Raw genomic sequence first — 26,437 nt, 5'->3', positions numbered from 1 at the left:
TTGCCACGACCCAGCCCGAGATTGGACGGAACCTCCCATGACCACTTCACAGGTCGAATCCTCCACCACCCCCGGCGGGCTCTCCCCGGCAGCGCGTCAGCTGCTGGAGCGGCGCCTGCGCGGCAAGGCTTCCACCGCGCCGGTCGGCATCCCGCGCCTGGACCCGCGCCCCGAGCGGGCTCCCCTGTCGGCCGCCCAGCAGCGCCTGTACTTCCTCGACCAGCTCGACCCCGGCAGCATCGAGTACCTGATGCCCGTGGCTTGGCGGTTCGCCGGCCCGCTGGACGTGAGCGCGCTCGACGCGGCGATCGGTGACCTGGTCACCCGCCACGAGCAGTTGCGGGTGGTCTTCCCCGATGTGGAAGGGGTCCCGGCCCAGCAGGTGCTCGGCGCCGACGGAGCCGGCCTGGACCTGGTGGAGCTGCCCGCGTCCGTACGGGAAGGCGGTGACGGGGCCGTTGCCGCCGCCGTCCGGGAGGTGGCCCTTCGGCCCTTCGACCTGGCCGCCGAGCCCGCCTTCCGGGCCACGCTGCTGCGGGTGGCCGAGGACGACCACGTCCTGGTGCTCGCCATGCACCACATCGTCTCGGACGGCTGGTCCCTGGACATCCTGATGCGTGACCTGCGGGCCTGCTACCTCGCCCGGACCCAGGGCGGCGCGGCGCCCGCCGGTGCCGCGCCCATCAGCTACGTCGACTACGCGGTCTGGCAGCGCGGGACCGACGAGAGCGCCGACCTCGCCTACTGGCGCACCACCCTGGCCGGCCTGACCCCGCTGGACCTGCCCACCGACCACCCGCGCCCGGCCGCCCGTTCCTATGCCGCCGCCGTGCACAGCGTCGAACTGCCCGAGCCGCTGACGGCGGCCCTGGCCGAGCTGGGCCGGCGGGCCGACACCACGGCGTACATGACCGTGATGTCGGCGTTCCAGGCGGCGTTGGCCTTCCACAGCGGCCAGGACGACATCACGCTCGGCACCGTCGTGGCCAACCGGGACAGGGCCGAGACCGAACAGCTCGTCGGGTTCTTCGTGAACACCCTGGTCATCCGTACCGACCTGGCCGGCGACCCCACCTCGGCCGAACTGCTCGCCCGGACCCGGGAGAGCGTCCTGGGCGCGCTCTCGCACCAGGCGCTGCCCTTCGAGCGGGTCGTCGACGAGCTCAGCCCGGAGCGTGACCTGTCCCGCAATCCGCTGTTCCAGGTGCTGTTCTCCCAGTCCCAGGCCGGGCAGGGCCGCTCGTACGACCTCGGCGGCGCTCGGGGCACGGCCGTCCCCATCGACCTCACCACCGCGAAGTTCGACCTGACGCTGGACCTCTGCGAGGACGCGGACCGGCTGCGGTTGCAGTTCGTGTACCGCCCGGACCTGTTCACCGCGGAGTCGGTGGCCCGGCTGGCCGCGCACACCGTCGCCGTACTGCGGGCCTTCACCAGGCTCCCGAGCGTTCCGTTGAGCGAGATGGCCCTGCTCACGGACGAGGAGATCGCGGAGCTCCTCGGCCCCGACGGCCCCGCGAACCCCGCCGCGGTGGGCGCGGGTTCCGAGCCCGCGCCGCGCCTGGCTCCGGAGCGGGTGGCCGAGCAGATCCGGCGCACGCCCGACGCCGTGGCCGTCGCCGGCGGCGGACGCAGCCTGACGTACGCCGAACTCGACGCCGCGTCCCGGGCCCTGGCCGGGCGGCTGCGCGCCGCGGGCATCGGGCCGGAGTCCTTGGTGGGGGTGTGCCTGGGTCGGTCGGTGGACCTGGCCGTGGCCCTGCTCGGGGTGTGGCGGGCCGGCGCGGCGTACCTTCCGCTGGACCCTGCCCACCCACGGGCCCGGCGGGAGTTCACGGTCACCGACGCGGGGGTGGAGTGGGTGGTCGCCGACGCCGTCGGGCGCGCGGCGGTGGAGGGGCTGCCGGTGGGGGTGATCGCCCTCGACGGGCCCGGTGGCACCGAGGGCGCGGAGGGCACCGAGCAGGCCGAGCACGCCGCCCCCGCGGCGGACGCGGCGGACCTCGACGGGGTGCTCCCCCGCCCGGAGAGCCTCGCGTACGTCATCTACACCTCCGGATCGACCGGACGGCCCAAGGGCGTCGAGATCACCCACGCCAATGCCGCCTGGCTGTTCGACGCCGCGGACCGGCACTTCGCCTTCGGTCCCGACGACGTGTGGACGCTCGTGCACTCCCCCGCCTTCGACTTCTCCGTGTGGGAACTGTGGGGTCCCCTGACCAGCGGCGGTCGGGTGATCGTGCTGACGGAGGACGAGGTCCGCGACCCCGCCGCGGTGCACTCCGTGCTGCGCGCCCAGCGGGTCACCGTGCTCAATCAGACGCCCGCCGCGTTCAAGGGGCTGCGGGCCCACATGGCCCAGCAGGGTGCGAGCTTCGCCGAACTCGACCTGCACACCGTGGTCTTCGGCGGTGACGCCTTCGACGCCCGCGACTACCGCGACTGGTTCGCCGTCCCGGAGGGCGAACGGCCCGCGCTGGTCAACATGTACGGGATCACCGAGACCACCGTGCACGTCACGTACCGGCTGATCACCGAGGAGGACACGGTCTCGGCCGTGTACTCGCCGATCGGCCGCCCGCTGGCCGGCCAGCACGGCTACGTCCTCGACCCGTCGCGCCGGCTGGTCCCGCGGGGCACCGTGGGCGAGCTGTACGTGAGCGGCGGCGGTGTCGCCCGGGGCTACCGCAACCGGCCCGAGCTGTCCGCGGAGCGGTTCCCCGCCGACCCCTTCGGTCCCGGCGGGACCCGGATGTACCGCACCGGCGACCTCGTACGGGTGCTGCCCGACGGACAGTTGGCGTACGTCGGCCGCGCCGACCACCAGGTCAAGATCCGCGGCTTCCGGATCGAGCCCGGGGAGATCGAGACGGCCCTGCGCGCCCTGCCCGGGGTGCGGGACGCCGCGGTGGTGGCCCGCCCCGACGCGCACGGCGGGGCCCGACTCGTCGCGCACCTGGTGCTGACGGAGGGGCGCCCGCTGGACGCCCCGGACCTGCGGGACCGGCTGCGGCTCACACTGCCCGAGTACATGGTCCCCGCCCTGTTCGTGCGGCACGCGAAGCTGCCGATCACCTCCAACGGCAAGGTGGACCGTGCCGCGCTGGTGGCGGTGGCGGTCGAGGGGACCGCGGCCCCCGCCTCGTTCGTCGCGCCGGCGGGGAAGGCCGAGGAGGCGCTGGCCGCCATCTGGTCGGAGGTCCTGAGCACCGAGCGGATCAGCAGCACGGCGAACTTCTTCGACCTCGGCGGCGATTCCATCCTGGCCCTGCGGGTGATCGGGCTGGCCCGCAGCGCCGGTCTCGGGTTGAGCGTGGCGGACCTGTTCCGGGCCCGCACCCTGGGCGACCTGGCCCGGCTGGCCACCGAGGCGCACGGCGAGGAGGCCGCGCCCGTGCGGCCGTTCTCCCAGCTCGACCCCGCCGATGCCGCCCGGCTGCCGGAGGGGCTCGAAGACGCGTACCCCCTCACCATGCTCCAGGCCGGAATGCTGCACGAGATGCTGGCCGACCCGCGGCGCGGCGCCTACCACAACGTCACCGCGCTCAAGATCACGATTCCCGAGGGCTTCGACCCGGCGGCCTTCCAGGCGGCCGTGGACACCGTCGTACGGGGCCAGAGCATCCTGCGTTCCTCCATCGACCTGGTGTCCTTCAGCGAGCCGCTCCAGCTGGTGCACCGCAGCGCCGAGGTCCCGGTCGGCCACACCGATCTGCGCGGCCTGTCCGAGGATGAACAGCGCTGTGCGCTAAGGGAGTTCGTCGACGAGGAGTTCGGTCGCCGCTTCGACCTGGCCGCCCCGCCGCTGATCCGCATCCACCTGCACCGGATCACCGACCAGGAGCTGCGGCTCACCCTCACCGACTGCCACGTCGTCCTGGACGGCTGGAGCCTGACCTCGCTGATCGCGGACCTGCTCGACCTGCACCGCCGGGCGGTGGCGCACGGCGGCGATCCGGAACTGCCCGCCTCGCCCCGGTTCGCCGAGTACGTCGCGCTGGAACGCGCCGCGTCCGCGGACGAAGGGGCGTTGGAGTACTGGCGCAGGACGCTGAGCGACCTGCGGCCGGTCCGCTTCACCCGGCGCGGCGCGGGAGGCGCCCAGGAGACCGACGGGAAGCCCGTCCACGAGACCACGCGCTCCTACCGCAGGCTCGCGGAACCGATCGGGCGGTTGGCCCGACTGGCCGGGGTGCCCCGGCGCACCGTCCTGATCACGGCGTTCCACCACGCCATGAGCCTGTTCGCCGAACGGGACGAAGCCGCGGCGGGGCACGCGATCGGACTGGTCACCAACGGCCGGCCCGAGCTGCCGGGCGCCGACCGGATGCGGGGGCTCTTCCTCAACACCGTTCCGTTCGGCGTGCCGCGCCCCCGGGGGAGCTGGCTGGAGTACGTGCAGTCCGTCTTCGCCGCCGAACAGGAGATGCTGCCGCACCGCCGGGTGCCCCTGGTCCGGCTGCAGCAACTGCGTCCCGGCGAGCCGGGCCTGGTCGAGGCCATCTTCAACTACGTCAACTTCCACCGGCTGTCGGGGGACACCTGGGACGAGTCGTTGGAGATCTCCCGGACCATGTTCCCGCTGCTGGTCAACGCGAGCGTGGACGGCTTCGCCCTCGACGCGGACCCCGACTACGTATCCGCCGCCACCGCGGAGGAGCTCGCCGACCTGCTGTGCTCGGTGCTGGAGTCGATGGTCGCCGAACCGGAGGGACCGGTGGTTCAGCCGGCGCCGACCGGCCCCGCCCGCAGCCGCGCGCTGGAGGAGTGGGCGCGCGGACCGGTCCTGCCCAACACCCCGCTGATGTTCCACGAGTGCTTCGCCGAACACGCGGCGCGCACCCCGGACGCGGTGGCCGTCGCGCACGCCACCGGCGAGGTCACGTACGCCGGGCTCGATGCGGCGGCGGTGCGGCTGGCCACCCGGCTGCGCACGCTCGGGGTCGGTCCCGAGGTCGTGGTCGGCATCTGCGTCGACCGGGGCCCGGACATGGTGCGGGCGCTGCTCGGCGTCCTCAAGGCCGGCGGCGCGTTCCTGCCGCTGGACCCGCAACACCCCACCGAGCGACTCGCGTTCACGGCACAGGACAGCGGAATGCGGGTGTTGCTCACCCAGTCCGCGCTGGCGGGGGTGGTTCCCTTCGACGGCGAGACGCTGTTCCTCGACGAGCCGGACGCACCGGCGGCCGGTGCTCCCGAGCCCACCCCACCCGTCGCCGGCACGGGCCCCGAGAACACCGCGTACATCATCTACACCTCGGGCTCGACTGGAACGCCCAAGGGGGTCGCGATCGCGCACCGCGGCCTGACCAACATGCTGGAGGGTCAGCGCGACCTGTTCTCCCCGACCCCCGCCGACCGGGTGCTCCAGTTCGCCTCCTTCAGCTTCGACGCCTCCGTCCTGGAGCTGACCTGGTCCCTGGCCAACGGCGGCAGGCTGTGCACCGCGCCCCGGGAGGCGCTGCGCCCCGGACCCGATCTGGCACACACCCTGCACGCGTACGGGATCACCGGATGCATGCTGCCGCCGAGCGCGCTGGCCGTACTGGGCGAGGACACGTTCCCTGCGCTGGAGGTGCTCCAGGTGGCCGGTGAGGCCTGCCCGGCCGAGCTGGCCAGGACCTGGTCGCGGGGCCGCCGCTTCATCAACATCTACGGGCTCACCGAAACCACCGTGTGGTCCGTGGCCGCGGTACTGACTCCGGACTGCACGCGACCGCCGGTCGGCCGGCCGATCCGCAACACCCAGATGTACGTCCTCGGCGAGGACATGCAGCCGGTCCCGGTCGGCGTGCCCGGCGAGATCTACCTGGGCGGACGGGCCGTCGGCCCCGGCTACCTCAACCGGCCCGGGCTGACCGCGGCCACCTTCGTCCCCGACCCGTACGGCGCGCCGGGCGACCGGCTCTGCCGCACCGGCGACATCGGGGCGCAGCGCCCCGACGGAACCGTGGAGTGGCTCGGCCGGCGCGACAGCCAGATCAAGCTGCGCGGCTTCCGCATCGAGCTCGGTGAGATCGAGCACGCGCTGCGGGAACTGCCCGGGGTCCGCCAGGCGGTGGTGCTGCTGCGGAGCGATCTGCCGGGCGGTGAACCGGCCCTGGTCGCCTACGTGGTCGCCCACGGGGGCGAGCGGCCGGCCGTCGAGGGCATCCGGCAGGCCCTCCGCTCGCGGATGCCCGGCTACATGGTGCCGGCGCGTTTCGTCTTCCTCGACGCGATGCCGGTCAACAGCAGCGGAAAGATCGACAAGCGGTCCCTGCCCCTGCCCGCGGCCGAGCGCCTCGACGGCGACACCGCGTACGTCGCACCCGGCACGCCGGCCGAACTGTTGCTCGCCGAGGTGTGGCGGAACGTGCTCGGTCTCCCCGAGGTCGGCATCCACGACGATTTCTTCCGCCTCGGCGGGAGCTCCCTGTCCACGGTCCGGGTGGCCGCCCAGGCTGCCGCGCGCGGGTTGGAGGTGTCGGTGCGCGACCTGATCGAGCTGCCCACCATCGCGCAGCTCGCCGCCCGGGCCACGGAGGGCGCGGAAGGCCGCGGGGCCGGGGAGGCCGGCGCGGTCGGAGCCGTCACCTCGGAGGTCCGGCTGCGCGAGGGCGAGGGCGCGCCCCTGTGGTGCGTCCACCCCACCGGCGGCAGCGCGGCCTGGTACGTCCCGCTCGCCAGGACCCTCCCGCCGGGGCGGCCGGTGCGGGCCTTCCAGGCCCGTGGCCTGCTCGGCGGCGTCGATCCGACCACCGTGGCCGGCATCGCGGCCAACTACGTGGCCGAGATGGCCGCCCACGGCGGGCACGGCCCGCACGACCTGCTGGGCTGGTCCATGGGCGCCAACATCGCCCTGGAGATGGCCACCCAGCTGCACGGGGCCGGGCACACCGTCGAACCGCTGGTGCTGATCGAGCCGTACCTTCCCAATCCGGTGGCCCGCGAACGCCTTGCGGGAGTCGGCCGGGACATGGAGGAGGGACTGCGCAGGCGCGAGCGCGTGCGCGCCCTGGCTCCGTCCGTGGAGCGGGAGTCGGCCGTGGCCGAGCTCACCGCCCTGCTGCTGGGCGCCGGTATGAGCCCCAGCGAAGCGGCCCTGGTGGAGAACGCGCCCATCGAGGTGTGGCACTCGCTGCTGACCGCGCTGTCCGCGTACGAACTCCGCCCCTACCCCGGCCACATCCACCTCGTGGTGGGGACGGCCGCTGCCGGTCTGCCCGAGGGCGAACCGATGCCCGGTCTCGACGTGGACTACCGCACGTACGTCGACCGCTGGCGGGAGCTGGCCCTCGGCGGGCTCACCGTCCACGTCACCGAAGGCGACCACATGTCCATGATGTCCGAACGGCTGATGCCCCAGACGGCAGCGGTGCTCAGCCGGATCCAGTCGGAGGCCCGCCGATGACCATCCTGACCACGACGACCCCGGTGTGCCCGGTGTCCCCGAAGAACCCGACGGCCGCCCAGGCGGCCCCGGCGCCGGCCCAGGCCCCCGCCGCTCCGGCGCCCCCCGCTCCGGCGGCCCAGCGGTCCGTGGCTCCCCCGTCGTCCGCCTTCACCGAGCGGTACCTCCTCGACCCCGCCGTGAACGCGGACCCGTACGGCTACCTCAACTCCGTGCGCGACCACGACCCCGTGTACTGGTCCGCCATGCACCGGGCCTGGCTGGTCACCGGCCACGCCCAGCTGATGCACTGCCTGCGCGACCCGGCGGTCTCCGCCGAGCGGGTCGGCCCGCTGATGGACGCCGTACCGGAAGGGGCCCGCGAGGACACCGAGCGGGCGTTCGCGATCCTGGCCCGCTGGATGGTGTTCAACGACGCGCCGCAGCACCGGCGGCTGCGCCAGGTCTTCCAGGAGCAGTTCGCGGCCCGCTCGATCGGCCGGTACCGCGCCTTCGTGGAACGCGCCACCCGCGCCATGCTCACCCGGCGCGCCGTACCCGGGCAGGTGGGCGACCTGGTCGCCGACATCGCCCGGCCGTTGCCCGCGCTGGTCTTCGCCCGCTGGCTGGGCGTGCCCCAGGCGCACGGCCCGTCCTTCTGGTACTGGAACGCCCGGGTGGGCGACCTGGTGCTCGGGGCGGCCCAGGAGGAACGCGAGTACCGCACGTCCCTCCAGTCCCTGGTCAACCTGGAGGACTACCTCGCCGGCCTGGTGCGCCAGCGCCGCACCGACCCGAAGGACGACCTGATCAGCTCCGTGCTGGCGGGCGGCCAGATCGGGAAGTCGGTCAGCGAGGAGGAGTTCGTCGGCATGCTGACCCAGATGGCCTTCGCGGGCGGCGAGACCACCAGCAACCTCATCGTCAACGCCGTGCTCGCCCTGCTGGAGCACCCCGACGAGCTGGCGGCCGTACGCGAGGACCCGCAACGGGTGTCCATGGCCGTGGAGGAGGCGCTGCGCTACGACGGCCCCTCGAAGATGTCGATCCGCACCGCGGCCCGGGACTTCGACCTCGACGGTCATCCGGTCCGCTCCGGGGACCGGATGTTCCTGGTCACCGCAGCCGCCAACCGGGACCCGCAGCGCTTCGCCGAACCCGACCGGTTCAGCGTCCGGCGCGGCTCCGCCTCCCATCTGGGCTTCGGTTTCGGCGCCCACTTCTGCATCGGCGCGGCGCTGGCCCGGCTGATCGCGGTCGCAGTGGTCGACGTCCTCGTCCGCGAGTACCCGGGCCTGCACCTGCTCGAAGAGCAGCACACCTGGCAGCTCTCGCTGCTCAACCGCGCCCTGACCGCCCTGCCCGTCCGCTACTGACCAAGGCCGCCGGCCGCCGGCCGGCGGCCCCGGCCCCTCGAAGGGTTCCCTCATGGCTTCGACTCTGGTGGACGCGGGATCACGGCTGCGCGCTCCCGCCCGGCTGCCCTCGTTCCGCCTGCTGTGGCTGGGGCAGTCCCTGTCCCTGCTCGGCGACGGGTTCAGCTACATCGCCTTCTCCTGGATCACGCTGAGCCTCACCCAGTCCACCCTGGCCCTCGGCTACGTCCTCGCCTTCCAGGCGGTCCCCCGGGCCCTCCTGACGCTGGTCGGGGGCTCCCTCAGCGACAAGTGGTCCTCGCGGACGCTGATGAAGTTCTCCAGCTGGGCCCGGGCCGGCCTGATGGCGGCGGTGGGCCTGGCCGGCACGACCGGATCGTTGACGGTGTGGATGTTGTGCTGTGCCGCCGCGGCGTTCGGCGCGGTCGACGCGTTCTTCCAGCCCGCCCGGGCGTCGATCCTGCCCTCGGTGGTGGACAAGGAACTACTCGCGCCGGCCAACGCGCTGCTCGCGGTCGGTACGAAGGTCTCGGCCGTGCTCGGCCCGGCCGTCGGCGGCATGGTCGTCGCCTTCTCCGACGCCTCGATCGCCTTCCTCGTCGACGGGGCGTGCTTCGCGCTCTGCGGCCTGTGCGTCGCGGGCATCCGCCCGCTGCCGCGCCCCGGGGCGGACCCCGAGGCGAAGGCCGGGGCCAAGGCAGAGGCGTCGGCGCCCGCGGCGCCGGTGGCGGCCGGGAACTCCCTGGGCTCGCGCATCCGCGCAGGGCTGCGGTACGCCTTCGAAGACCCCCGCATCCGCACGATCCTGGCAGTCGACGCGGCCGTGACCTTCTGCCAGGCGGGTCCCTTCACCGTCGGCTTCGCCACCCTGGCCAAGGTCGACCTGCACGGCGGCTCGACGACCCTGGGCCTGCTCAACGGCGCCCTGGCCGGCGGGGCGATGCTGGGCACCCTCGTCGGCGGGGCCCTGAGCAGCCGCCCCCGCGTGGGTCTGCTGATCGCCGCCCTTGCGGGCTGGCTGGCCATCGGCACGGGCCTGCTCGGCATCGTCGACAGCACCGTGGGGGCACTGGTGACGGTCCTGGCGATGGGCTTCGGCATGGGCTTCCAGGGGGTCTTCGGCCTCAGCTGGATCCAGCGCAACATCGACGGCGCGGTGCTGAGCCGAGTGATCTCCGTGGACATGGTCATCGGCTACGGCGTGGCCCCGCTCTCCCTGATCGCCTGCGGGGCCCTGGCCCGGTCGGGTACGGCCCCGATGTTCGCCCTCTCCGCCGTGATCCTGACGGTGACGGCGATCGGCATCCTGAGCTCGAAGGTGGTCCGCGAGATGCGCTGACCGGGACCCTGCCGTCGCGCTCCCTCCCCGCGGGCGCCGCCGGGACGCGCCCCGGGCCCGCGCCCCTCCGGCGACGGGGCCGGGGGGTCCGGGGGTCCGGGCGGGGGCCCGGATCAGGAAGCCGACGCGGCCAAGGATGCGGAGAGTTCGCACAGGGACGCCCGATTGGGGCGGCCCGTCTTCGTGCCGAGGGCCGCGATGTGCTTCTCGACCGTACGGGGAGAGATGTACAGGCGGTCCGCGATGTCCTTGTTGCCCAGTCGTTCCGCGAGGAGTTGGAAGACCTCGTACTCGCGCACGGTGACGCCCTGGGAGCGCAGGACGTCCGGGATCGCGCTCGAACCCGTCCGTCGTTGGTGGACCGGGGCGCCCATGCGCCGCAGGGCGGCGCGGCAGGCGCCCGCGACCGCGGCCACACCACCCTGGTGGAAATGCTCTTCGGCACGCCGCAGCCAGGCGACCGGCTCGCCCCAGCCGTCCTCGTACGCCGCCTCGGCGATCAGGCGCAGGCCCAGGTGGAGGGCGGTGGTGTACGGGTCCGCGGTGCGCAGGGCCTCGGCCACGGCCGCCGCGGCCTCCTCGGGGCGGCCTTCGCGGCCGAGCAGGACGGCCCCCGCGAAGTGGACGAACTGCCGGTTCCAGCGCATCCGTCCGGGTGCGGTGGCCGCTATCTCCTCGTACGCGGCGCGGTCGGCCCCTCCCGACAGCACGTCCAGGAGGAGGCCGATGCCGTACCGCCCGCTGAGGTAGTACGTACTGGGGTTGGTGTCCTCCAGATCGGCCACGGCGCGCATCTCGTGGACGGCGCCGGCCCGGTCCTCCTCCATCAGCGCGCAGAAGGCCCGGGCGAGCCCGCGGGTCAGCGGTTCCTCCTGGGAGCCGGCCCCGTCCCAGTCGGCGAAGCCGGCGAGGGACTCCTCCATCGCCGGCCGGTCCCCGCGGTGCGCGGCGAGCGCCGCCCGGGCCATCAGGACGTAGCGGGTGGCGGGGGCCAGCCGGAGCCGCTGGACGACGGCCAGGCACTCTTCGGCGGACTGCTGCGCGGCGGTGAACCCGGCCCGCAGGACGGCGTCCAGGATCATGATGCCGTCGATGGTGTAGACGATGGTGGCCGAGCCGAGCCGCTGGGCCTCGGCGCGGGCCGCCAGCAGCGGGGCGGTGGCGCCCTCGGTGAGCCAGTTGTTCCCGCCGATCCGGGTGAGCGCGTACATGCGCTGGAGCGGGAGCTGATGCTGTTCGGCGGTGTGCAGGGCCGATTCCAGCAGGGCGGTGGCCTCGTCGAAGTCCCGTTCGCGGGCGAGGGTGGCGAGGAGTTCCAGGGCCTGGCAGGCGACGGTCGCCAGGCCGTGGCGCTGGGCCGCTTGGAGCGCGGAGTGGGCGAGCTTCTCGGCCAGTTGGGTGCGGTCCGGGCCGGGGGTGTCGAGCGCCAGGTAGGCGGCGGTCACGTCGATCGAGGCGGTGCAGCGTTCGTCGGGGGTGCCGCCCAGGAGGGTTCTGGCCTGGGCTATCTGTCTATTGCCGTCCTCCCAGCGGCCGGCGGTGTGGGCCACCTTGGCGAGCCGGGTGTGCAGCGCGGCGAGCCGGGTGGTGCTCAGGCCGCTGCCGCCGAGGGTATGCAGGTTCTCCGCGAAGCCGAAGGCCCGGGTGAAGTCGCCGGCCTCTGCGAGCGCGGGCAGCAGGGCCTCCAGGGCGTCGGTCCGACCGGCGACGTCCTGGCTGCCGGCGAGCAGCCGTTCGGCGCGGCTGAGCAGGGTGATCGCGGAGCCGATCGCGCCCGCCGCGAGGGCCCGCAGGCCGGCGTCCGTGAACAGGCGGCCGGCTTTGGCCTCGTCGCCCGCCTGGGAGCGCAGTTCCGCGACCAGGGGGCACCAGTCGCCCTCCAGGTCCGGGTAGAGGGCCTGGACCGCGTCCGCGGCGCGGCCGGACATCGCCGCCCGGTTGCCCGGCGTGAGCTGGGTGAGCAGGGCCTCGGCGGTGAGCGAGTGGCGGAACGCGTACCAGTCGGGGGCGGGTTCGTCGGGGACGACGAGCTGGGCCGCGACCCCGGCGTGCAGGTGGCTGAGCAGCCCGCGGTCGTCGATGCCGGTCATCCGCTGGAGCACGGTCAGCGGGAAGCGGCGGCCGATCACGGCCGCCGCGGACAGGAGGGTCAACCCCTGCGGGCCCAGCCGGTCGATACGGCGCAGGATTCCCCGGGCGAGGGCGGTCGACACGTCGCTGCGCAGGTCGCCCACCACCCGCCAACCGTCCTCGAAGCGGACGAGGGCGCCGCTGCCGATCATGCCCTGGAGCAGTTCCTCGACGAGGAAGGGACTGCCGGCGCTGTCGTCCCAGAGCCGGTCAAGGGCCGCCGCCGGAACCCGATCGGGCTCGGTGTCGAGCTGGGCGGCGATCATCGAGCGGACCTCGGGGCGGGTCAGCGGGGCGAGTTCCAGTACGGTCCCCACGCCGCGCCGGCGGGCCGAGTCGGCCATGTCGAGCGCGTCGCAGGGCTCCGTACGGATCGTGGCCAGGAGCACGATGTTCGTGTACTCCAGGTTGTCCACCAGGTATTCGACGACCGCGAGCGTCTCGGGGTCGGCGTCGTGCAGGTCCTCCAGCAGGAGGAGTTGGCCGTGTTCCTTGCCGGTGGCGATGAGCAGCCGCAGCACGGCCTCGCCGAGGATCACCATGGAGCTGTTGTTCTGGGCGTCGCTGCTCCAGTCCGGGATGATCCGACCGAGAGCCGGCCGGTAGGGACCCAGCGGCAGGTCGTCCATCGGCTCGCCGCTGCGGAACAGCGACATCAGCGCTTCGGTGAGTGGCCGGAAAGGGACGGTGGGGCCGGTGGTGCTGCTCCGACCCCGTAAGGCGCGCACGCCCCTGCCGAAGGCCATGCCGACGGCCTCGGCGGCGAGCCGGGACTTTCCGATTCCGGCCTCGCCCACCAGGAAGACGACCCCGCCGCGCCCTTCGCCCGCGTCGGTCAGTGCCTGTTCGATCTCGCGCAGTTGCGAGTCACGACCGACGATGTACCGCGAACGGGAACGCATGAGTGCAATCTAGTTCATGCGAACGGCTCGCTGGGCGGCGAAAGTTGGCCGTTTCGAACAAGGGTCGGGGCTACCAGGTGACGTTCGGGGCGGAGACGCTGGTGTCGATCGAGCTGAGGGTGATCACGATGCCGCTGGTGAGCACCACACCGGCCAGAGCACGGGCCCGGGCACACGCCTTGTTCCGTCCCGACAGGGTGATCCCGCCGGCCGGGTCCTCGATCCGCGCGTCGGCCGCGACCTCGGCGGCGACCTCGTTGGCGACGGCCGCGGACTGCGCGTTGACCTGGGTCTTCTGCATGGTGGTGAGTACCTTTCTCGATACCTGAGGGGAGTGGCGCTCAGTGCGGAAGTGCTCGGTGACGCTGGTCAGCAGGTGGTGGTCGGGCCGCTCGACGCCGGAGCGGCGGGTTCGAGCAGCAAGGCGGACGGGACCGCCTCCGGGAAGCCGAGCCGGAGCAGGGCGTACCCGATGCCGGAGAGCCCGGTGAGGAACCCGGGAGACGGTACGTGGTCGGGGGTGCCGCAGCGGTGGCCGTGGTCCTCCAGTCGGCCGAGAACCTCCCCCGCCCGGTGGCCGAGTGCGGCCCGGGCCCCTGTGTGGCCCCGCCCGGCGAGGACGCCCAGCAGTTCCAGGGATCCGAGGGCGCCGCGGCACAGGCTCAGTTCGGGGGATTCGGACGGTGCGCCCAGCAGGGCTGCGCACCGGTCGAGTTCGGCATCGGGGACCGGCTGTCCGGCGATCCCCAACCCGTCGGCGGCGGCCAGCGCGGTGCCCGCGAGGCCCGTGTACCAGTCGAGGTCGTCGGGGCGGCGCAGCGCCCGTCCCAGCGCCGGCCGCAGCAGTGCGGCACCGGCGCGGGCATACGCGGCTCCCGGCTGCCGCTGCTCCTCCTGGACGGCGGCGTAGCGCAGCAGGGCCCAGCCGATTCCGGCGTCGCCGTGGGCGAAGCCGGGGTCCGCGGGGTGCTGCCCGGAGCGCTGGAGGGACGTCTTCTCGGCCCGGGCGAGCAGTCGGTCGGCGAGCCGCCGGGCCGAGCCCGCCGGGCCGATCGCCCCGTACGTACGCTGCGCCGCGACCGTGGCGGCCAGGGCTCCGGCGAGGCCGTCGGCCAGATCGGCCGGCCCTTCGGAGCCGTCCTCGGCATCGGCCTCGGCGGCGCGTTCCAGGGCGGCGAGGGCGTCGGGCAGGCAGTCGCCGAGGCCGTCGCCGAGCAGGGGGGCCAGCCGGGCCACCGTGTAGACGATGCCGCCGAGTCCGTGCAGGGCTCCCGGCCCCACCGCTGCGCTCAGCCCGGGGTTCTGGGCCAGTGCGGCGAGCAGTGCGGGCAGTGGCCGTACGGCCTGCCGCGCCAGGGCGGTGTACCGTTCGGCGCCGGTCAGGGCGCCGAGCTGGGCGAGGAAGAGTGCCACCCCGCCGTACCCCTGGGCGAGGCCGCCGCCCATCGGCAGGACGGCCCAGTGTTCACCGGCCACCTGCTCCAGGCCGAGCCAGTTGACGCGCCCGGCGCCGTGCACCGCGCGGGCGGCGATCTCGTCGGCGATGCCACAGGCGGCGGTCAGCAGCCGGGACGGCTCGGGCACGACGGCCGGGGCGGCGGGCCCGGCCAGGGTCGAACGCGGGCCGCCGACACTGAGGTTGGCGCCCGTGACGGCGAGCGTCGCCGAGATGATCCACTCCTGGTCGTGGCGGTCCACCTCCCCCATGGCCGCGATCTTCGCCCGGGCGGCGCGCAGACTCGGGGCCGGCAGCATCCCGTCGAGGCGGGTGCCGCGGGAGGTCCTCAGCGCGGTGTCCGAGGGGTGGTGGAAGAAGAGCGGCACGTCCCCGGACCACAGGTCGGCGATCTCGTACTCGATCAGCCGCTGGCGGGCCGGGTCGCGCTCGGACTCCGCCCACAGCACGGCGAGCACGGCGTCCCGGGCCAGCGCGTCGCCCAGCACGTCGGGGTGGGTGGATTCGTCCAGCAGGGTCGTGTAGAGGCGGGTCGAGCGGGCGATCAGGCGCCCCGGGCTGGTGGCCCAGCGGGCCAACAGACCACGGTCACCGCAGCCTTCGCCGTCCCCGGCACCGTCGGTGTCGGCGTGGGCTTCGGCTTCGGCTTCGGCTTCGGCTTCGGCTTCGCCCAGGAGTTCGGCCCGGTGCTCGGTGATCGCGTCGTACCCGGCCCGGAAGCCCTCCAGGAGGGCCGCACGGTGGTCGGCGTGGCCGGCCGCCCTGCCCTGCGGCGCCGGCCGGTTCTGCCCGGCCTGGCTGGCCACCGGCCCGCGCAGCATCCGCATCTCGTCCGTGCCGGCGGCCTCCCAGCGCAGTCCGTCGCTGGGGTACGAGCCGCCGTCCCCGCCGCCCAGCGCCGAGATGTCCATCGCGCCGTTCTCGCCGATCAGCAGGCTCGGCAGCAGGCAGGTGCGGTACACCGAGGAGGCCAGGGCGTCCGCCGCGGGATCGGACCCGCAGGTCACGGCCGCCGGCAGACCGGAGTGCAGCAGGGTCTCCGCGTCCACCAGCACCGGCTGGTCACCGCAGGCGATGACGTTCTCGTAGTGCATGTCCACGCCGTCGATCGCGTAGAGCAGGGCGAGCAGCGCACCTTGGCGCCGGTAGAACCGGTCCAGTTCGGTGGGCGAGGCGCACCAGCCGTGCTCGATGAACTCCAGCCAGCCGTACCCGTTGCCGCGCACCGACTTCGGGGTCCGCAGTCCGAGGCCCGGCACCTTCGCATTGGCCCAGCCCACCGCCCGGTCGAGCAGGACGTGCTGGTCCAGCGGCCGGGGTTTGTACACGACGGTCGCCCCGTCGGCGAAGTACAGCAGGGCCACGGACCGGTTGCCCTGGTGGACGTCGCCCCGGCCAAGGTCCATCCGTACGAGGGCGCCCGGGTCGGACCCGCCGAGCAGCCCCGCGACGATCTCCGGGCGGTCGGCGGCGAGACGGTCCAGCAGTTCCACCGTGGCCTCGACGGCGTACGCGCAGGTCTGGCCCAGCATCCGCGCCAGCACCGGGTAGCCGGTGAACAGCTGTGCCAGGCCCTGCCGGGTGCCGAGCCGGGCGACGAAGGCCGCGAACCGCTCCTGCGGGGTACTCCCCGCCAGCAGCCCCTGCGTACGGGCCCGGTGGAGTTCCCTGACCAGCGTCCGGGCGGACTGCCGGATCAGCCGGTCGCCGAGCCGCTCCTCGAACGCGGCCCGTACCGCGGCGCGTTCGTCCCCGGCGAGTTCGATGCGCGCGGCCACCTCGGCCCAGGCCGGCCCGATCAGGGGGCGCAGCGCGGGCAGGAACACCGCGGCGCCGTCCGTCCCGGCCGCCGCAGGGACCGGCTGCCCGGCCCGTGCGGGGGCCGCCGCCACCGCCCGCTCGACGTACCGGACCCAGTGCGGCTTGGCGCTGCGGGCGGCCAGCCGGCCGGGGGCCTCCGCCGCGAGGGCGTGCGCCAGGTCCTGTCCCGCCCCCAGGCTCGCCAGCCGGGCCGCGAAGCCCTCCGCGTCCCCCAGGGACCACGGCGCCGGTCGGCTGTGGGGGGCGTCGACCGGTGCGGGTACCGGGGTACCCGGGGCGGCGAGTCGCTCCCGCAGGTTCAGGGCCCGGGCCCACCAGTGGGGGGCCAGGCCGCCGACCTGGGTTTCTTCGGCGGTGGTGGCGGTGTCAGTCACAGGAGAAAACTCGCAGAGCGCGGGGCCGCGCACATGGGGGCCGTTCCCCCATATTCCGCGGAGCCTCCCCCACGGGCCCCCGCGGACCGGCCGTAGGGGGTGGTGCGGCGCCCCGTGGCCGCGGCCGTGGCGCACCCGGTTGCGCCCGGGTCCCGGGTCGCCCGCGGGCCCGCCTTCACAGGATCCGCGCGTACGGCGGCGCACCTCCACAAATGTGGGGGCCGCGGCCCGATGCCCCGTGTGCCCGGCCGCCCGCAGCCTGTGTCCAGTGCCCCTTCCGCCCGACCGGCACCCCGGCCGGCGGATGATCATCGGAGGACCTGGTGGGAGAACCCGTCCCTGTCGACGTCGTCGCATTCGACCCCGTGCTGGAAGCCGGAACCAAGAGCACCCTGTCCGTCTGCCCGGAGGTCCGTCTGACGGCCCCCGACGGCGCACCGCGGGTCGTGGTCATGACCGTGGACCAGGTCGGTAGGCCGGAGCTCGACGTCCTGCGCACCATCCGTGACACCCCGGCCCGTCCCGATGTGGTCCTGGTGGCCGGCGAGTTGGCTCCGGACGGCGCCCTGCACGCCATAGCGGCCGGCGCCCGCGGACTGCTGCGCCGCCGCGAGGCGGACGCCGTCCGACTGGCGCGCGCCGTACTGGCCGCCTCCCGCGGCGACTGCACGCTGCCGCCGGACCTCCTGGACCGGCTGCTGGAGCGCTCCGGTTCCGGCGGCGCGGGGTCCGAGGGGTCCGCGGACCCCTGGGCCGCGGCGGGACTGAGCGACCGGGAGCGCAGCGTGCTGCGCCTGGTCGCCGACGGTCACGAGACGAACGAGATAGCCAAGCGGCTGTGCTACTCGCCGCGCACCGTGACGACCGTCGTCCACGACATCACCCAGCGGTTCCGGCTGCGCAACCGCGCGCACGCGGTCGCCTATGCCCTCCGGGTGGGTCTGTTGTGACCGCCGTCGCCGAACTCACCCGCGGGAGCGCGCCCGCATCCGTACGCGGTCAGGCCGCGGCGCCGGCGGACCGGCTGAGACTGCTGCGCGAGGCGGGCGACGGCCGGATGCCGTACCCGGCCCTGGTCCGGCTGCTCGGCGCCGCCGCCACCTCCGCCGCCACCGCTGCCGCTGCCGCGTCCTGCACGGCCGCCGGCTCCACGGCGCCGACCCTGCGGTCCGCGACCCCGCCGGACGCCCCCCGGCTCACGGCCCGTCAGACCGCGGTGCTCACGCTGATGGCGGAGGGCCACGGCAATGCGGTGATCGCCCGCACCCTGTCCTGTTCGGAGCATACGATCAAGAACGTGATCTACGAGCTGATGTCCCGTCTCCAGGCCCGCAACCGCGCCCACGCGGTGGCGCGTGCGGTCCGCCACAGCCTGATTTGAGGCCGCACTTGTCCAGGAAGACGTCCGAAGGACGGCGGCGCGGTGTACGGTCATCGCCGATGACGGCACGCCGGGGGGCTGGGGTGGCATGAACAGCGAATTTCGCTATCGGGCGGAGCGGGTCGCGCTGGCCTTGATGGCCACCTCGGGTGTCGTGGTGCTGCTCGCCGACCTCTTCGGGTGGCTCGACGCGTTGGCTCCCGGGGGTGCGCTCCCGAAGGTCACGTTGCTCATCCTGAGCACGGTCACCGTGTTCCTCCTGCTGGAGATCGACCGCCTGCGCAAGCTCGACGACGTCCAGGCACAGGTCACGGCACTGGACGCCAACATCGAGGCGCACCTGTCCAAACTGGACATCGACTCCGTCGCCCAGCAGCTCAAACAGGAGCACTACAGCGGTGTGGTCAAGGTGCACCGGCGCTTTCCCGAGGACGAGTTCACGGAGTTCGTGCACGGCGCCGGAGAGGAGGTGGTGATCCTTCAGACCTGGATCCCCAACCTCGAACACCTCGAATCGGCGTTGAAGAAGGCGATCGTCGACCGGCAGGTCCCGGTGCGCATCATGCTGCTGCACCCGGCGTCGCCCGTGGCGGGACTGCGCGACGAGGCGTTGACGGCGGTGCGCGACCGCGCGCTCGCGGTGGACGTGAGGGCGAGCGTGGAACGGTGCCTGGCCGGCCTCGCCGAGCTGTACCTGGCGATTCGAGAGGAGAGCCGGCCGCGGCTCCAGGTGCGGGTGTACAACTCCCTGCCGTCCATTGCCGTGTTCAAGGTGGACGGGCATTTCCTCGTCAGCTCGTTCCTGCACGGCCAGCTCGCCATCGACTCCACCCAGACCGAGATCGACGGTGATGACACCGTCATGGGCGCGGAGGTCCGCAAGGAGTTGGACACGCTGTGGCGCATCGGCAGCGACGTGGATCTGCGCGCCTGGCGCGACTCGATCAGGAACATCAACCTCTGATCCAGGGAAAGGTACGGCCATGCACGATCTGGACGCGTTCGAGGACTCTTTGATCGAACGGTTCGCGCAGCATCCGGTCCTGGCGAACGTCTCGCTGCTGCCGGACGCGGACTTCGCCGCGCTCCTGCTCCAGCGGCGCTTCGTGTCGCTCGCCTTCACCCCGTCCTACGATCTGGCGATCGACCTGCTGCGCGACGAGGCCGGGCGCCGGATCGCCAGGGTCATCCTGCGCGAGGAGTACCCCGACGGGAACGGGCACACGCCCTCGCACCGTGAGGACATGACGGACGACCTGCACCGGCTCGGGATTTCCAGGGCGGCCCTGGTGGGGTCGCGGCCGACGGCTGCGACGAAGCGGGCCGTCGAGGGCGCCTTCGAGCTGATCGCCGAAGCGGGCGCCCACGACAACGCCGACCTGCGGCTGCTGACGATCCTCCGGTTCTGGGGCGAGGTCCTGGTCTCCGTCGAGTACGGACGGCTGTGGGAGCGGATGGGCCCGCTGCTCACGCGCGAGGGCGAGAACCGCTCCCGCTTCTACCATCCGCACCACGTCCACGACGCGAAGACGCACTCCCTCGGGACGGTGTCCCTGCTCTCCGGCTCCCACTCCGACCGCCTGGCCACCCGGGTGACCGAGCTCCTCGCCCGCGAGGAATCGACCGACTGCTTCAAGGAGTTGGAGGAGCGGTCGCTCCGGCTCAAGACCGATTTCTACGACCAGTTCCGCCCCGCCCTGGACCGTGTCGCGGTCTGATCCCGCGCCGGGCGGCTCAGCCCTCGCCGAGCGGCTCAGCCCTCGTCGGGGGTGAGCCGGAGCGAGATCGAGTTGATGCAGTAGCGCTGGTCGGTGGGCGTGGGGTAGCCCTCGCCCTCGAACACGTGGCCCAGGTGGGAGCCGCACTTCGCGCAGAGCACTTCGGTGCGGACCATCCCGTGCGAGACGTCCGCCTTCAGCTCGACGGCGTCGGAGTCCTTCGGGTCGTAGAAGGACGGCCAGCCGCAGTGCGACGCGAACTTCTCCGTGGAGCGGAACAGTTCGGCGCCGCAACCGCGGCAGGAGTAGACGCCCGCCGTCTCGGTGTCGGTGTACTCACCGCGGAACGCCGGCTCGGTGCCCGCGAGGCGCAGCACCTGGTACTCGGACGGCGTCAGCTCCGCCTGCCACTGCTCGTCCGTCTTCTCGACCTCGTACGACATGACTCTCCCGCTCCCTCGTCGCTCAGTCCGCCAGCCGGGCGAGGATCGCCGGACCGAGGTCCGTGACGTCGCCCGCGCCCATGGTGAGAACGAGATCGCCCGGCTTCGCCATTCCCGCGATGACGTCGGCGACGGCGCCCTTGTCGTGCTCGGCCGTCACATCGGCGCCCGCGGCGCGCGCCGAGTCGATGATGATCTCGCTGGTGACCCCGGGGATCGGGTCCTCGCGGGCCGGGTAGATGTCCAGGACCACGGCGGAGTCCGCGAGGGAGAGGGCCTGGCCCATCTCCTTGCCCAGCTCCTGGGTGCGGGAGAAGAGGTGCGGCTGGAAGACGACCAGGATCCGCGAGTCTCCCCCTACGCCTTCGGCGTGGGAGGCACCCGCAGCGGCGCCCCGGATGGCCTCCAGGTCGGCGGTCATCTCGGTGGGGTGGTGCGCGTAGGAGTCGATGACCTGTACGCCGGCGGCCTCGCCCTTGAGCTGGAGGCGGCGCTTGACGCCGGTGTACTTGCCGAGGGCGGAGGCCAGGTTGTGCGCCGGGATGCCGAGGGCGACGCCGGCGGCGAGGGCCGCGACGGCGTTGTGCGCGTAGTGGCGGCCGGGCACGGAGACGGTGAAGGTGAGCATCCGGCCGTCCAGGACGACGGTGACCTCGCTGGTCAGGCCGCGCGGGGTGATCTTCGTGATCCGTACGTCCGCCCCGTCCTCCTCGCCGTACGTGACGACGTTCAGGCCGTCGTTGCCGCGGACGCGGGCCGCGATCTCGGCCGCGCCCGCCTGCCCGTGGGCGACGACCAGGGTGCCGCCGGGCACGATCTTGCCGACGAAGGTCTCGAAGGACTCGTAGATCTCGTCCATCGACGCGTAGTTCGCGTGGTGGTCGAGCTCGGCGTTGAGGATGATCGCGACCTGCGGGGTGTACTTGTGGAAGCTGCGGTCGCTTTCGTCCGCTTCGGCCACGAAGATGTCGCCCTCGCCGTGGTGGGCGTTGGAGCCGGGGGCGTCCAGGTCCCCGCCGATGGCGTACGAGGGGTCCAGGCCCAGGGCCGACAGGGACACCGCCAGCATCGAGGTGGTCGTGGTCTTGCCGTGCGTGCCCGCGACCGCGATCGGGCGCAGGCCGTCCATCAGCCCGGCCAGGGCGTCGGAGCGGTGCACGACGGGAATGCCGAGCTCGGCGGCGCGGGCCAGCTCCGGGTTGTCGTGGCGGATGGCGCTGGAGACGACCACGCAGGTGGCGTCGTCGGCGAGGTGGCCGGCCGCGTGCCCGATGTGGACCGTGGCGCCCTGGGCGCGCAGCGCCCGGGCGGTCTCGGAGTCCTTGGCGTCGCTGCCGGCGACCTGCCCGCCGCGCTGGGCGAGGATCTTCGCGATGCCGGACATCCCGGCGCCGCCGATGCCGATGAAGTGCGGGCGTTCCATGGCGTTCGGCAGGCCGGGCGGCGTCATACGGGTTCTCCCCAAGGTGCGGGTCGGTACGTCGGAAGTCGGGGCGGAGCGGACCGCCTCGACGAGTCTGTCGGACGCCAGCCTATTCGTTGTGGGCGAAGAGCTTGAGCACCGGAACCCCGACCTTGTGGCGCGCGCGGGAAGCCCAGTCCCGGTGGAAGAACTCCTCCACGAAGTGCGGGGCGGTCAAGACGATCACCTCGTCGGCGTTCGACTCCTCGACGACGCTCTTCAGCTTGTCGAGCGGATGGTCCTCGACGATCTGTCCCGTGGCCCTGGCGCCCTTCTTGCGCAGGACCTCCAGGGAGTACGCGAGGGCCTGCTCGGCGGGGCCGCGGGCGTCGCGGCCCTCGGGCACGTCGGCCTCGTGGAGCGCCCCGGGGAGCTCGCCGAGCGCGACGTCATCGATGGCGCGCAGCAGCCGGTCCTGGTCGCCCCGGGGCTGCATGAGGACGAGGAAGGAGACCGGGTCGTCCCCGTGGAGGCTGGTGACGAAGTCCACGTCGACGCTGGTCAGCGGCTGCTCGATCATCAAAACGCTCGTGAACACGGACGCCCTCTCCTTCATGGGCCACGGCCGGTCGGCCGGCCCCTGCGGAAACCATCCTGCCCGCTCTCGCACGGGACGTGCGCAGGTATATGTGCCCAGCTAAAGCTAAGCGGAACGGGAAATTCCGCCCCTTGTCAGATCCGACGGTAGCTCGTGAAGAGGAACCCGGCCTCTTCCAGTACACAGGCGGGCACCAGCCGGTGCGGGACGGCGACCGAGGGGCCTCCCGAGATGCGCTGGGCGTCACCCGCGGTGAGCATCGGCGCGATCGTCAGGCACAGCTCGTCCAGCACGTCGGCGGCCACGAACTGGCCCAGCAGCCGGGGCCCGCCCTCGGTGAGCTGACGGCGCAGCCCCCGGTCCGCGAGCTCCCGCACCATCCGGGCCGGATCGGCCCCGGCCCCCTCGCCGGCCACCACCACCTCGACGCCGGCCTCGGTGGCCGCGGCCACCCGATCGGCGGGGGCAGCTGCCCCGGTGACCACGAGGGTGGGCACCAGGGGGGAGGTGTACAGGGGCAGCGAGAAGTCCAGGTCCAGCGAGGCGGTCACCACCGCAACGGCGGGCGCCGGGCCCTGCCCGGCGGCCGCGCGCCGGGCCGCGAAGGCCTCCCGGGCCCGGGCCGGGCGGTACCCCTCCTGGCGAACCGTTTCAGCGCCGACCACCACCACATCGGCCAGCGCCCGCAGGGTGCCGAAGATCCTCATGTCGGTCTCGCTGGAGATCGGCTGCGAGCGCCCGTCGTGCTGGGCCGCGCCGTCCAGGGTGGAGACCATGTTGGCCCGCAGCCAGTGGCCCTCCGGCCCGAGCTCGGGGTACGCGTAGGCCTCCGCCAGCTCGTCCAGCGACCACTCGCGGTCGCCGAGGTCAGCGGGGTCCGGTGTTTGATCGGTCACAGGGAACAGGCGTCGCATCGGTGCAGTGTGCCACGCCCCGTAGAGTTATGAGCTGTGTCAACATCACTCTCCACCTCCGACTCCCCCTACGGGCGACCCCCGATAGCCGACCGGGGCGACGTCGGCCCGCAGGCCCTGTGCGCACGCGAGCCGCGGGTGCCTGCCGAGCGGCTGGTGGCCGAGATGGTGCCGCCCCCGCGTTTCGACTCGGTGCGCTTCGACACGTACGACCCGGACCCGACCCAGCCGAGCCAGGCCGAGGCCGTCACCGTCCTGAGCGGCTTCTCGGCCGGCCTCGGCGGGGCGCACGCGACCGGTGCCGGCAAGCGGCGCTGGTTCGCCAAGAAGCCCACGGAGGCCCCCGGCCCGCGCGGGGTCTACCTCGACGGCGGCTACGGCGTCGGCAAGACCCACCTGCTGGCCTCCCTGTGGCACGCCACCCCGGCCGAGCCCGCACTCAAGGCCTTCGGCACCTTCGTCGAGCTGACCAACCTGGTCGGCGCGCTCGGTTTCCAGCAGACCGTGCAGACCCTGGGCGGACACCGGTTGCTGTGCATCGACGAGTTCGAACTGGACGACCCGGGCGACACCGTCCTCGTCTCCTCCCTGCTCAGCCGCCTCGTCGAGCAGGGCGTGGCGCTGGCCGCCACCTCCAACACCCTGCCCGGCAAGCTCGGCGAGGGCCGTTTCGCCGCCGCGGACTTCCTGCGGGAGATCCAGGGCCTGTCGGCGCACTTCCGCCCGCTGCGCATCGACGGCCAGGACTACCGCCACCGCGGGCTCCCGGAGGCCCCGGCGCCGTTCTCGGACGAGCAGGTGGCGAAGGCCGCGTACGCGACCGAGGGCGCGAGCCTGGACGACTTCCCGGGCCTGCTGGAACACCTGGCCCGGGTCCACCCCAGCCGGTACGGCGCGCTGACCGACGGCATATCGGCGGTCTGCCTCACCGACGTCGGCCCGGTCCCGGACCAGTCGACGGCGCTGCGACTGGTGGTCCTGGCGGACCGCCTGTACGACCGCGAGATACCGGTCGTGGCCTCGGGCGTGCCCTTCGACCGCCTCTTCAGTCAAGAGATGCTCAACGGCGGCTACCGCAAGAAGTACTTCCGGGCCATCTCGCGGCTCACCGCGCTGGCCCGCGACGCGAAACCCCTGGTGTCCCAGTAGGTTTGGGAACTGCCGGCCCGTCTCGCGCGGGCCGGCAGTTCCCACTTCCGCGAAGGGATACCAGAGAACATGGCGACCACGCGTCACGCACACACCGTCTGGGAAGGCAACCTGCTGGAGGGCAAGGGGGTCGTCACCCTCGACTCATCCGGCCTCGGTTCGTACGACGTCTCCTGGCCCGCCCGCGCGGAGGCGCCCAACGGCAAGACCAGCCCGGAAGAGCTGATCGCCGCCGCGCACTCCAGCTGCTTCTCCATGGCCCTGTCCCACGGCCTCGCGGGCAAGGGCACCCCGCCCAGCCGCCTGGAGACCAAGGCGGACGTCACGTTCCAGCCCGGCGAGGGCATCACGGGCATCCACCTCACGGTGGAGGGCGAGGTTCCGGGGCTGGACAACGACGCCTTCGTCGCCGCGGCCGAGGACGCGAAGAAGAACTGCCCGGTCAGCCAGGCCCTGACGGGGACGACGATCACCCTCTCCGCGAAGCTCGCCTGACGGCTCGCCGCCACCGGCGGGGCGCCCACCGGTGCCCCGCCACGGCCCGTAACCGGGCCCGCGCAGAACCGGCTGCGTCGGGTCCGGCGGGGTGAGTCGGGGGTGGTCGCCGTACGCGTCGGGCCCCGGCCGGCGCGGTGGCGTGGTACCACGGGCCCCCTCACCCTCGCCCCGGGAGCCGCCGATGTCCCTGACCCGACGCAGCCTGCTCGCCGCCGGCGCCGGCATCGCCTTCACCGGCAGCCTCGGCGCCCTCTTCGCCGGGAACCCGCTGGCCGCCCCGACACGGCACGGATACGGCCCGCTGCTCCCCGACCCCTACCGGCTCCTCGACCTCCCCGCCGGGTTCGGCTACCGGGTCCTCTCCCGCGCGGGCGACCCCCTGCGCTCCGGCGAGGGCGTGGTACCGGCCAACTGCGACGGCATGGCGGCCTTCGACGCCGGAGCCGGCCGGGTCCACCTCGTGCGCAACCACGAGAACCGCACCACCGCCGCGCTCCGCGTCCCGGCCGTCGAGGGCCTCACCTACGACCCCCGGGCCCACGGCGGCTGCACCCTCCTCGACCTCGGTCCCGACGGCGGCGTCACCGCCGAGCGCGTCGCCCTGGCCGGCACCGCCGTCAACTGCGCGGGCGGCCGAACCCCCTGGAACACCTGGCTCAGCTGCGAGGAGACCGAGGACCGGGCCGGAACCGCCGGGTACACCGAGGACCACGGCTTCGTCTTCGAGGTCGACCCCGCCGACCCGCACCGCAGCGGCGCCGTCCCGCTCACCGCGATGGGCCGCTTCGCGCACGAGGCCGTCGCCGTGGACCCGTACCGCGGGACCGTCTACGAGACCGAGGACGCCTTCGTCGAGCCCTTCGGGCTCTTCTACCGCTTCCTGCCGGTACGGCCCCTCGGCGGCCTCGGGTCCCTGCGCGCCGGCGGGGCCCTCCAGGCCCTGCGCGTGCCCGGGCTGCCGGACCTCTCGGTGGTGGACGAGCCCGGCGCCGAGTTCCCCGTGGAGTGGGTGCCCGTACCGGACCCCTCGGCGGGCGGCACCCCGATCCGGTTCCAGGACTTCGGGCGGGGCGGGATCACCCACGCGCAGAAGCTGGAGGGCTGCTACTGGGGCGACGGCGGCGTCCACTTCGTCTCCAGCTACGCCCGCCGCCGCGAGGGCGCCGCCGCCGACCACCACGGACAGGTGTGGTTCCACGACCCACGGCGCGCCACGATCCGCCTGGACGTGGTCTTCGGCCCGGACTCCGACGTACGACTGCCCGGGGACTCCCCCGACAACATCTGTCTGGCCCCGGACGGCGGCCTGATGGTGTGCGAGGACGGCGCCGGCACGCAGTACGTCTTCGGCGTGACCTCGGGCGGCGAGGTCTACCCGATGGCCCGCAACGCCGACGACATCGGCCGCCCCGGGGCTCCGGAGTGGGGAGAGTTCGCCGGGGTCACCTTCTCCCCGGACCGGCGGACGATGTACGTCAACGCCTACGCCCCGGGCACCACCTTCGCCGTGACGGGCCCCTGGCACTGAACCGCACGGGCCCTGTGGCCCCCGCCCCGGGACCTT

Annotated in this window: 17 protein-coding genes; 10 read left to right on the top strand and 7 right to left on the bottom strand. The window is 73.4% G+C overall.

Annotated features, from left to right (window positions below):
* The first annotated feature begins 37 nt into the window (after window positions 1–37).
* The 3 genes from ABZZ20_RS06725 to ABZZ20_RS06715 are packed head-to-tail and all read left to right on the top strand — an operon-like array spanning window position 38 to window position 10,087.
* Window positions 38–7,393: an amino acid adenylation domain-containing protein gene (locus tag ABZZ20_RS06725; RefSeq protein ID WP_356867493.1), complete on the top strand. Its 7,356-nt coding sequence runs from the start codon at window positions 38–40 to the stop codon at window positions 7,391–7,393.
* A complete protein-coding gene (locus tag ABZZ20_RS06720; RefSeq protein ID WP_356867491.1) occupies window positions 7,390–8,748 on the top strand; it encodes a cytochrome P450 in 1,359 nt (452 codons plus the stop codon). The genes ABZZ20_RS06725 and ABZZ20_RS06720 overlap by 4 nt, the downstream gene beginning before the upstream one ends.
* Before the next feature lie 52 nt (window positions 8,749–8,800).
* Entirely contained in the window at window positions 8,801–10,087 is a 1,287-nt protein-coding gene (locus tag ABZZ20_RS06715) for an MFS transporter (protein ID WP_356867489.1), read from the top strand.
* Between the two features lie 113 nt (window positions 10,088–10,200).
* Here ABZZ20_RS06715 and ABZZ20_RS06710 read toward each other — a convergent pair whose 3' ends face one another.
* The 3 genes from ABZZ20_RS06710 to ABZZ20_RS06700 form a co-directional block, all read right to left on the bottom strand.
* Window positions 10,201–13,119 (bottom strand): AAA family ATPase, encoded by a 2,919-nt coding sequence (locus tag ABZZ20_RS06710; RefSeq protein WP_356867487.1) that lies wholly within the window; start codon window positions 13,117–13,119, stop codon window positions 10,201–10,203.
* A 70-nt stretch (window positions 13,120–13,189) separates the two neighbouring features.
* On the bottom strand, window positions 13,190–13,420 hold the full coding sequence (locus ABZZ20_RS06705; RefSeq protein ID WP_356867485.1) for a hypothetical protein: 231 nt from the start codon (window positions 13,418–13,420) through the stop codon (window positions 13,190–13,192).
* A gap of 68 nt (window positions 13,421–13,488) precedes the next feature.
* Window positions 13,489–16,770, bottom strand: coding sequence for a type 2 lanthipeptide synthetase LanM family protein (locus ABZZ20_RS06700; RefSeq protein ID WP_356867483.1), 3,282 nt, complete (start codon window positions 16,768–16,770; stop codon window positions 13,489–13,491).
* A 323-nt stretch (window positions 16,771–17,093) separates the two neighbouring features.
* On the opposite strand from ABZZ20_RS06700, the gene ABZZ20_RS06695 reads away from it, so the two are divergent.
* The 4 genes from ABZZ20_RS06695 to ABZZ20_RS06680 all read left to right on the top strand — a co-directional run bounded on the left by ABZZ20_RS06695 (window position 17,094) and on the right by ABZZ20_RS06680 (window position 19,869).
* A complete protein-coding gene (locus tag ABZZ20_RS06695) occupies window positions 17,094–17,720 on the top strand; it encodes a response regulator transcription factor (RefSeq protein ID WP_356867481.1) in 627 nt (208 codons plus the stop codon).
* On the top strand, window positions 17,717–18,151 hold the full coding sequence (locus tag ABZZ20_RS06690) for a LuxR C-terminal-related transcriptional regulator (RefSeq protein WP_356867479.1): 435 nt from the start codon (window positions 17,717–17,719) through the stop codon (window positions 18,149–18,151). Before ABZZ20_RS06695 ends, ABZZ20_RS06690 begins: the two co-directional genes overlap by 4 nt.
* Before the next feature lie 88 nt (window positions 18,152–18,239).
* A complete protein-coding gene (locus ABZZ20_RS06685; protein ID WP_356867477.1) occupies window positions 18,240–19,115 on the top strand; it encodes a hypothetical protein in 876 nt (291 codons plus the stop codon).
* Window positions 19,116–19,134: 19 nt separating this feature from the next.
* Complete coding sequence (locus ABZZ20_RS06680; protein ID WP_356867475.1) at window positions 19,135–19,869, top strand: hypothetical protein; 735 nt, start codon at window positions 19,135–19,137, stop codon at window positions 19,867–19,869.
* 35 nt (window positions 19,870–19,904) lie between these two features.
* Here ABZZ20_RS06680 and msrB read toward each other — a convergent pair whose 3' ends face one another.
* The 4 genes from msrB to ABZZ20_RS06660 all read right to left on the bottom strand — a co-directional run bounded on the left by msrB (window position 19,905) and on the right by ABZZ20_RS06660 (window position 23,226).
* A complete protein-coding gene (gene msrB, locus ABZZ20_RS06675; protein WP_356867473.1) occupies window positions 19,905–20,312 on the bottom strand; it encodes a peptide-methionine (R)-S-oxide reductase MsrB in 408 nt (135 codons plus the stop codon).
* A gap of 22 nt (window positions 20,313–20,334) precedes the next feature.
* Window positions 20,335–21,762, bottom strand: coding sequence for a UDP-N-acetylmuramate--L-alanine ligase (gene murC / locus ABZZ20_RS06670; RefSeq protein ID WP_356867471.1), 1,428 nt, complete (start codon window positions 21,760–21,762; stop codon window positions 20,335–20,337).
* Window positions 21,763–21,844: 82 nt separating this feature from the next.
* Window positions 21,845–22,312: an indole-3-glycerol phosphate synthase gene (locus tag ABZZ20_RS06665; RefSeq protein WP_356867469.1), complete on the bottom strand. Its 468-nt coding sequence runs from the start codon at window positions 22,310–22,312 to the stop codon at window positions 21,845–21,847.
* Window positions 22,313–22,446: 134 nt separating this feature from the next.
* Window positions 22,447–23,226 (bottom strand): pyrimidine reductase family protein, encoded by a 780-nt coding sequence (locus ABZZ20_RS06660; RefSeq protein ID WP_356867467.1) that lies wholly within the window; start codon window positions 23,224–23,226, stop codon window positions 22,447–22,449.
* Window positions 23,227–23,310: 84 nt separating this feature from the next.
* On the opposite strand from ABZZ20_RS06660, the gene zapE reads away from it, so the two are divergent.
* The 3 genes from zapE (at window position 23,311) to ABZZ20_RS06645 (ending at window position 26,401) form a co-directional block, all read left to right on the top strand.
* A complete protein-coding gene (gene zapE / locus ABZZ20_RS06655; RefSeq protein ID WP_356867972.1) occupies window positions 23,311–24,375 on the top strand; it encodes a cell division protein ZapE in 1,065 nt (354 codons plus the stop codon).
* A 69-nt stretch (window positions 24,376–24,444) separates the two neighbouring features.
* Window positions 24,445–24,870 (top strand): OsmC family protein, encoded by a 426-nt coding sequence (locus tag ABZZ20_RS06650; RefSeq protein WP_356867465.1) that lies wholly within the window; start codon window positions 24,445–24,447, stop codon window positions 24,868–24,870.
* A gap of 184 nt (window positions 24,871–25,054) precedes the next feature.
* Window positions 25,055–26,401, top strand: a complete 1,347-nt coding sequence (locus ABZZ20_RS06645; RefSeq protein WP_356867463.1) for an alkaline phosphatase PhoX — start codon at window positions 25,055–25,057, stop codon at window positions 26,399–26,401.
* The last annotated feature ends 36 nt before the right edge of the window (window positions 26,402–26,437 follow it).

Source organism: Streptomyces sp. NPDC006430 (assembly GCF_040612395.1).
Lineage (GTDB): Bacteria > Actinomycetota > Actinomycetes > Streptomycetales > Streptomycetaceae > Streptomyces.
The sequence above is the reverse complement of the archived record's forward strand: the minus strand, read 5'-3'. Positions and strand labels throughout refer to the sequence as shown.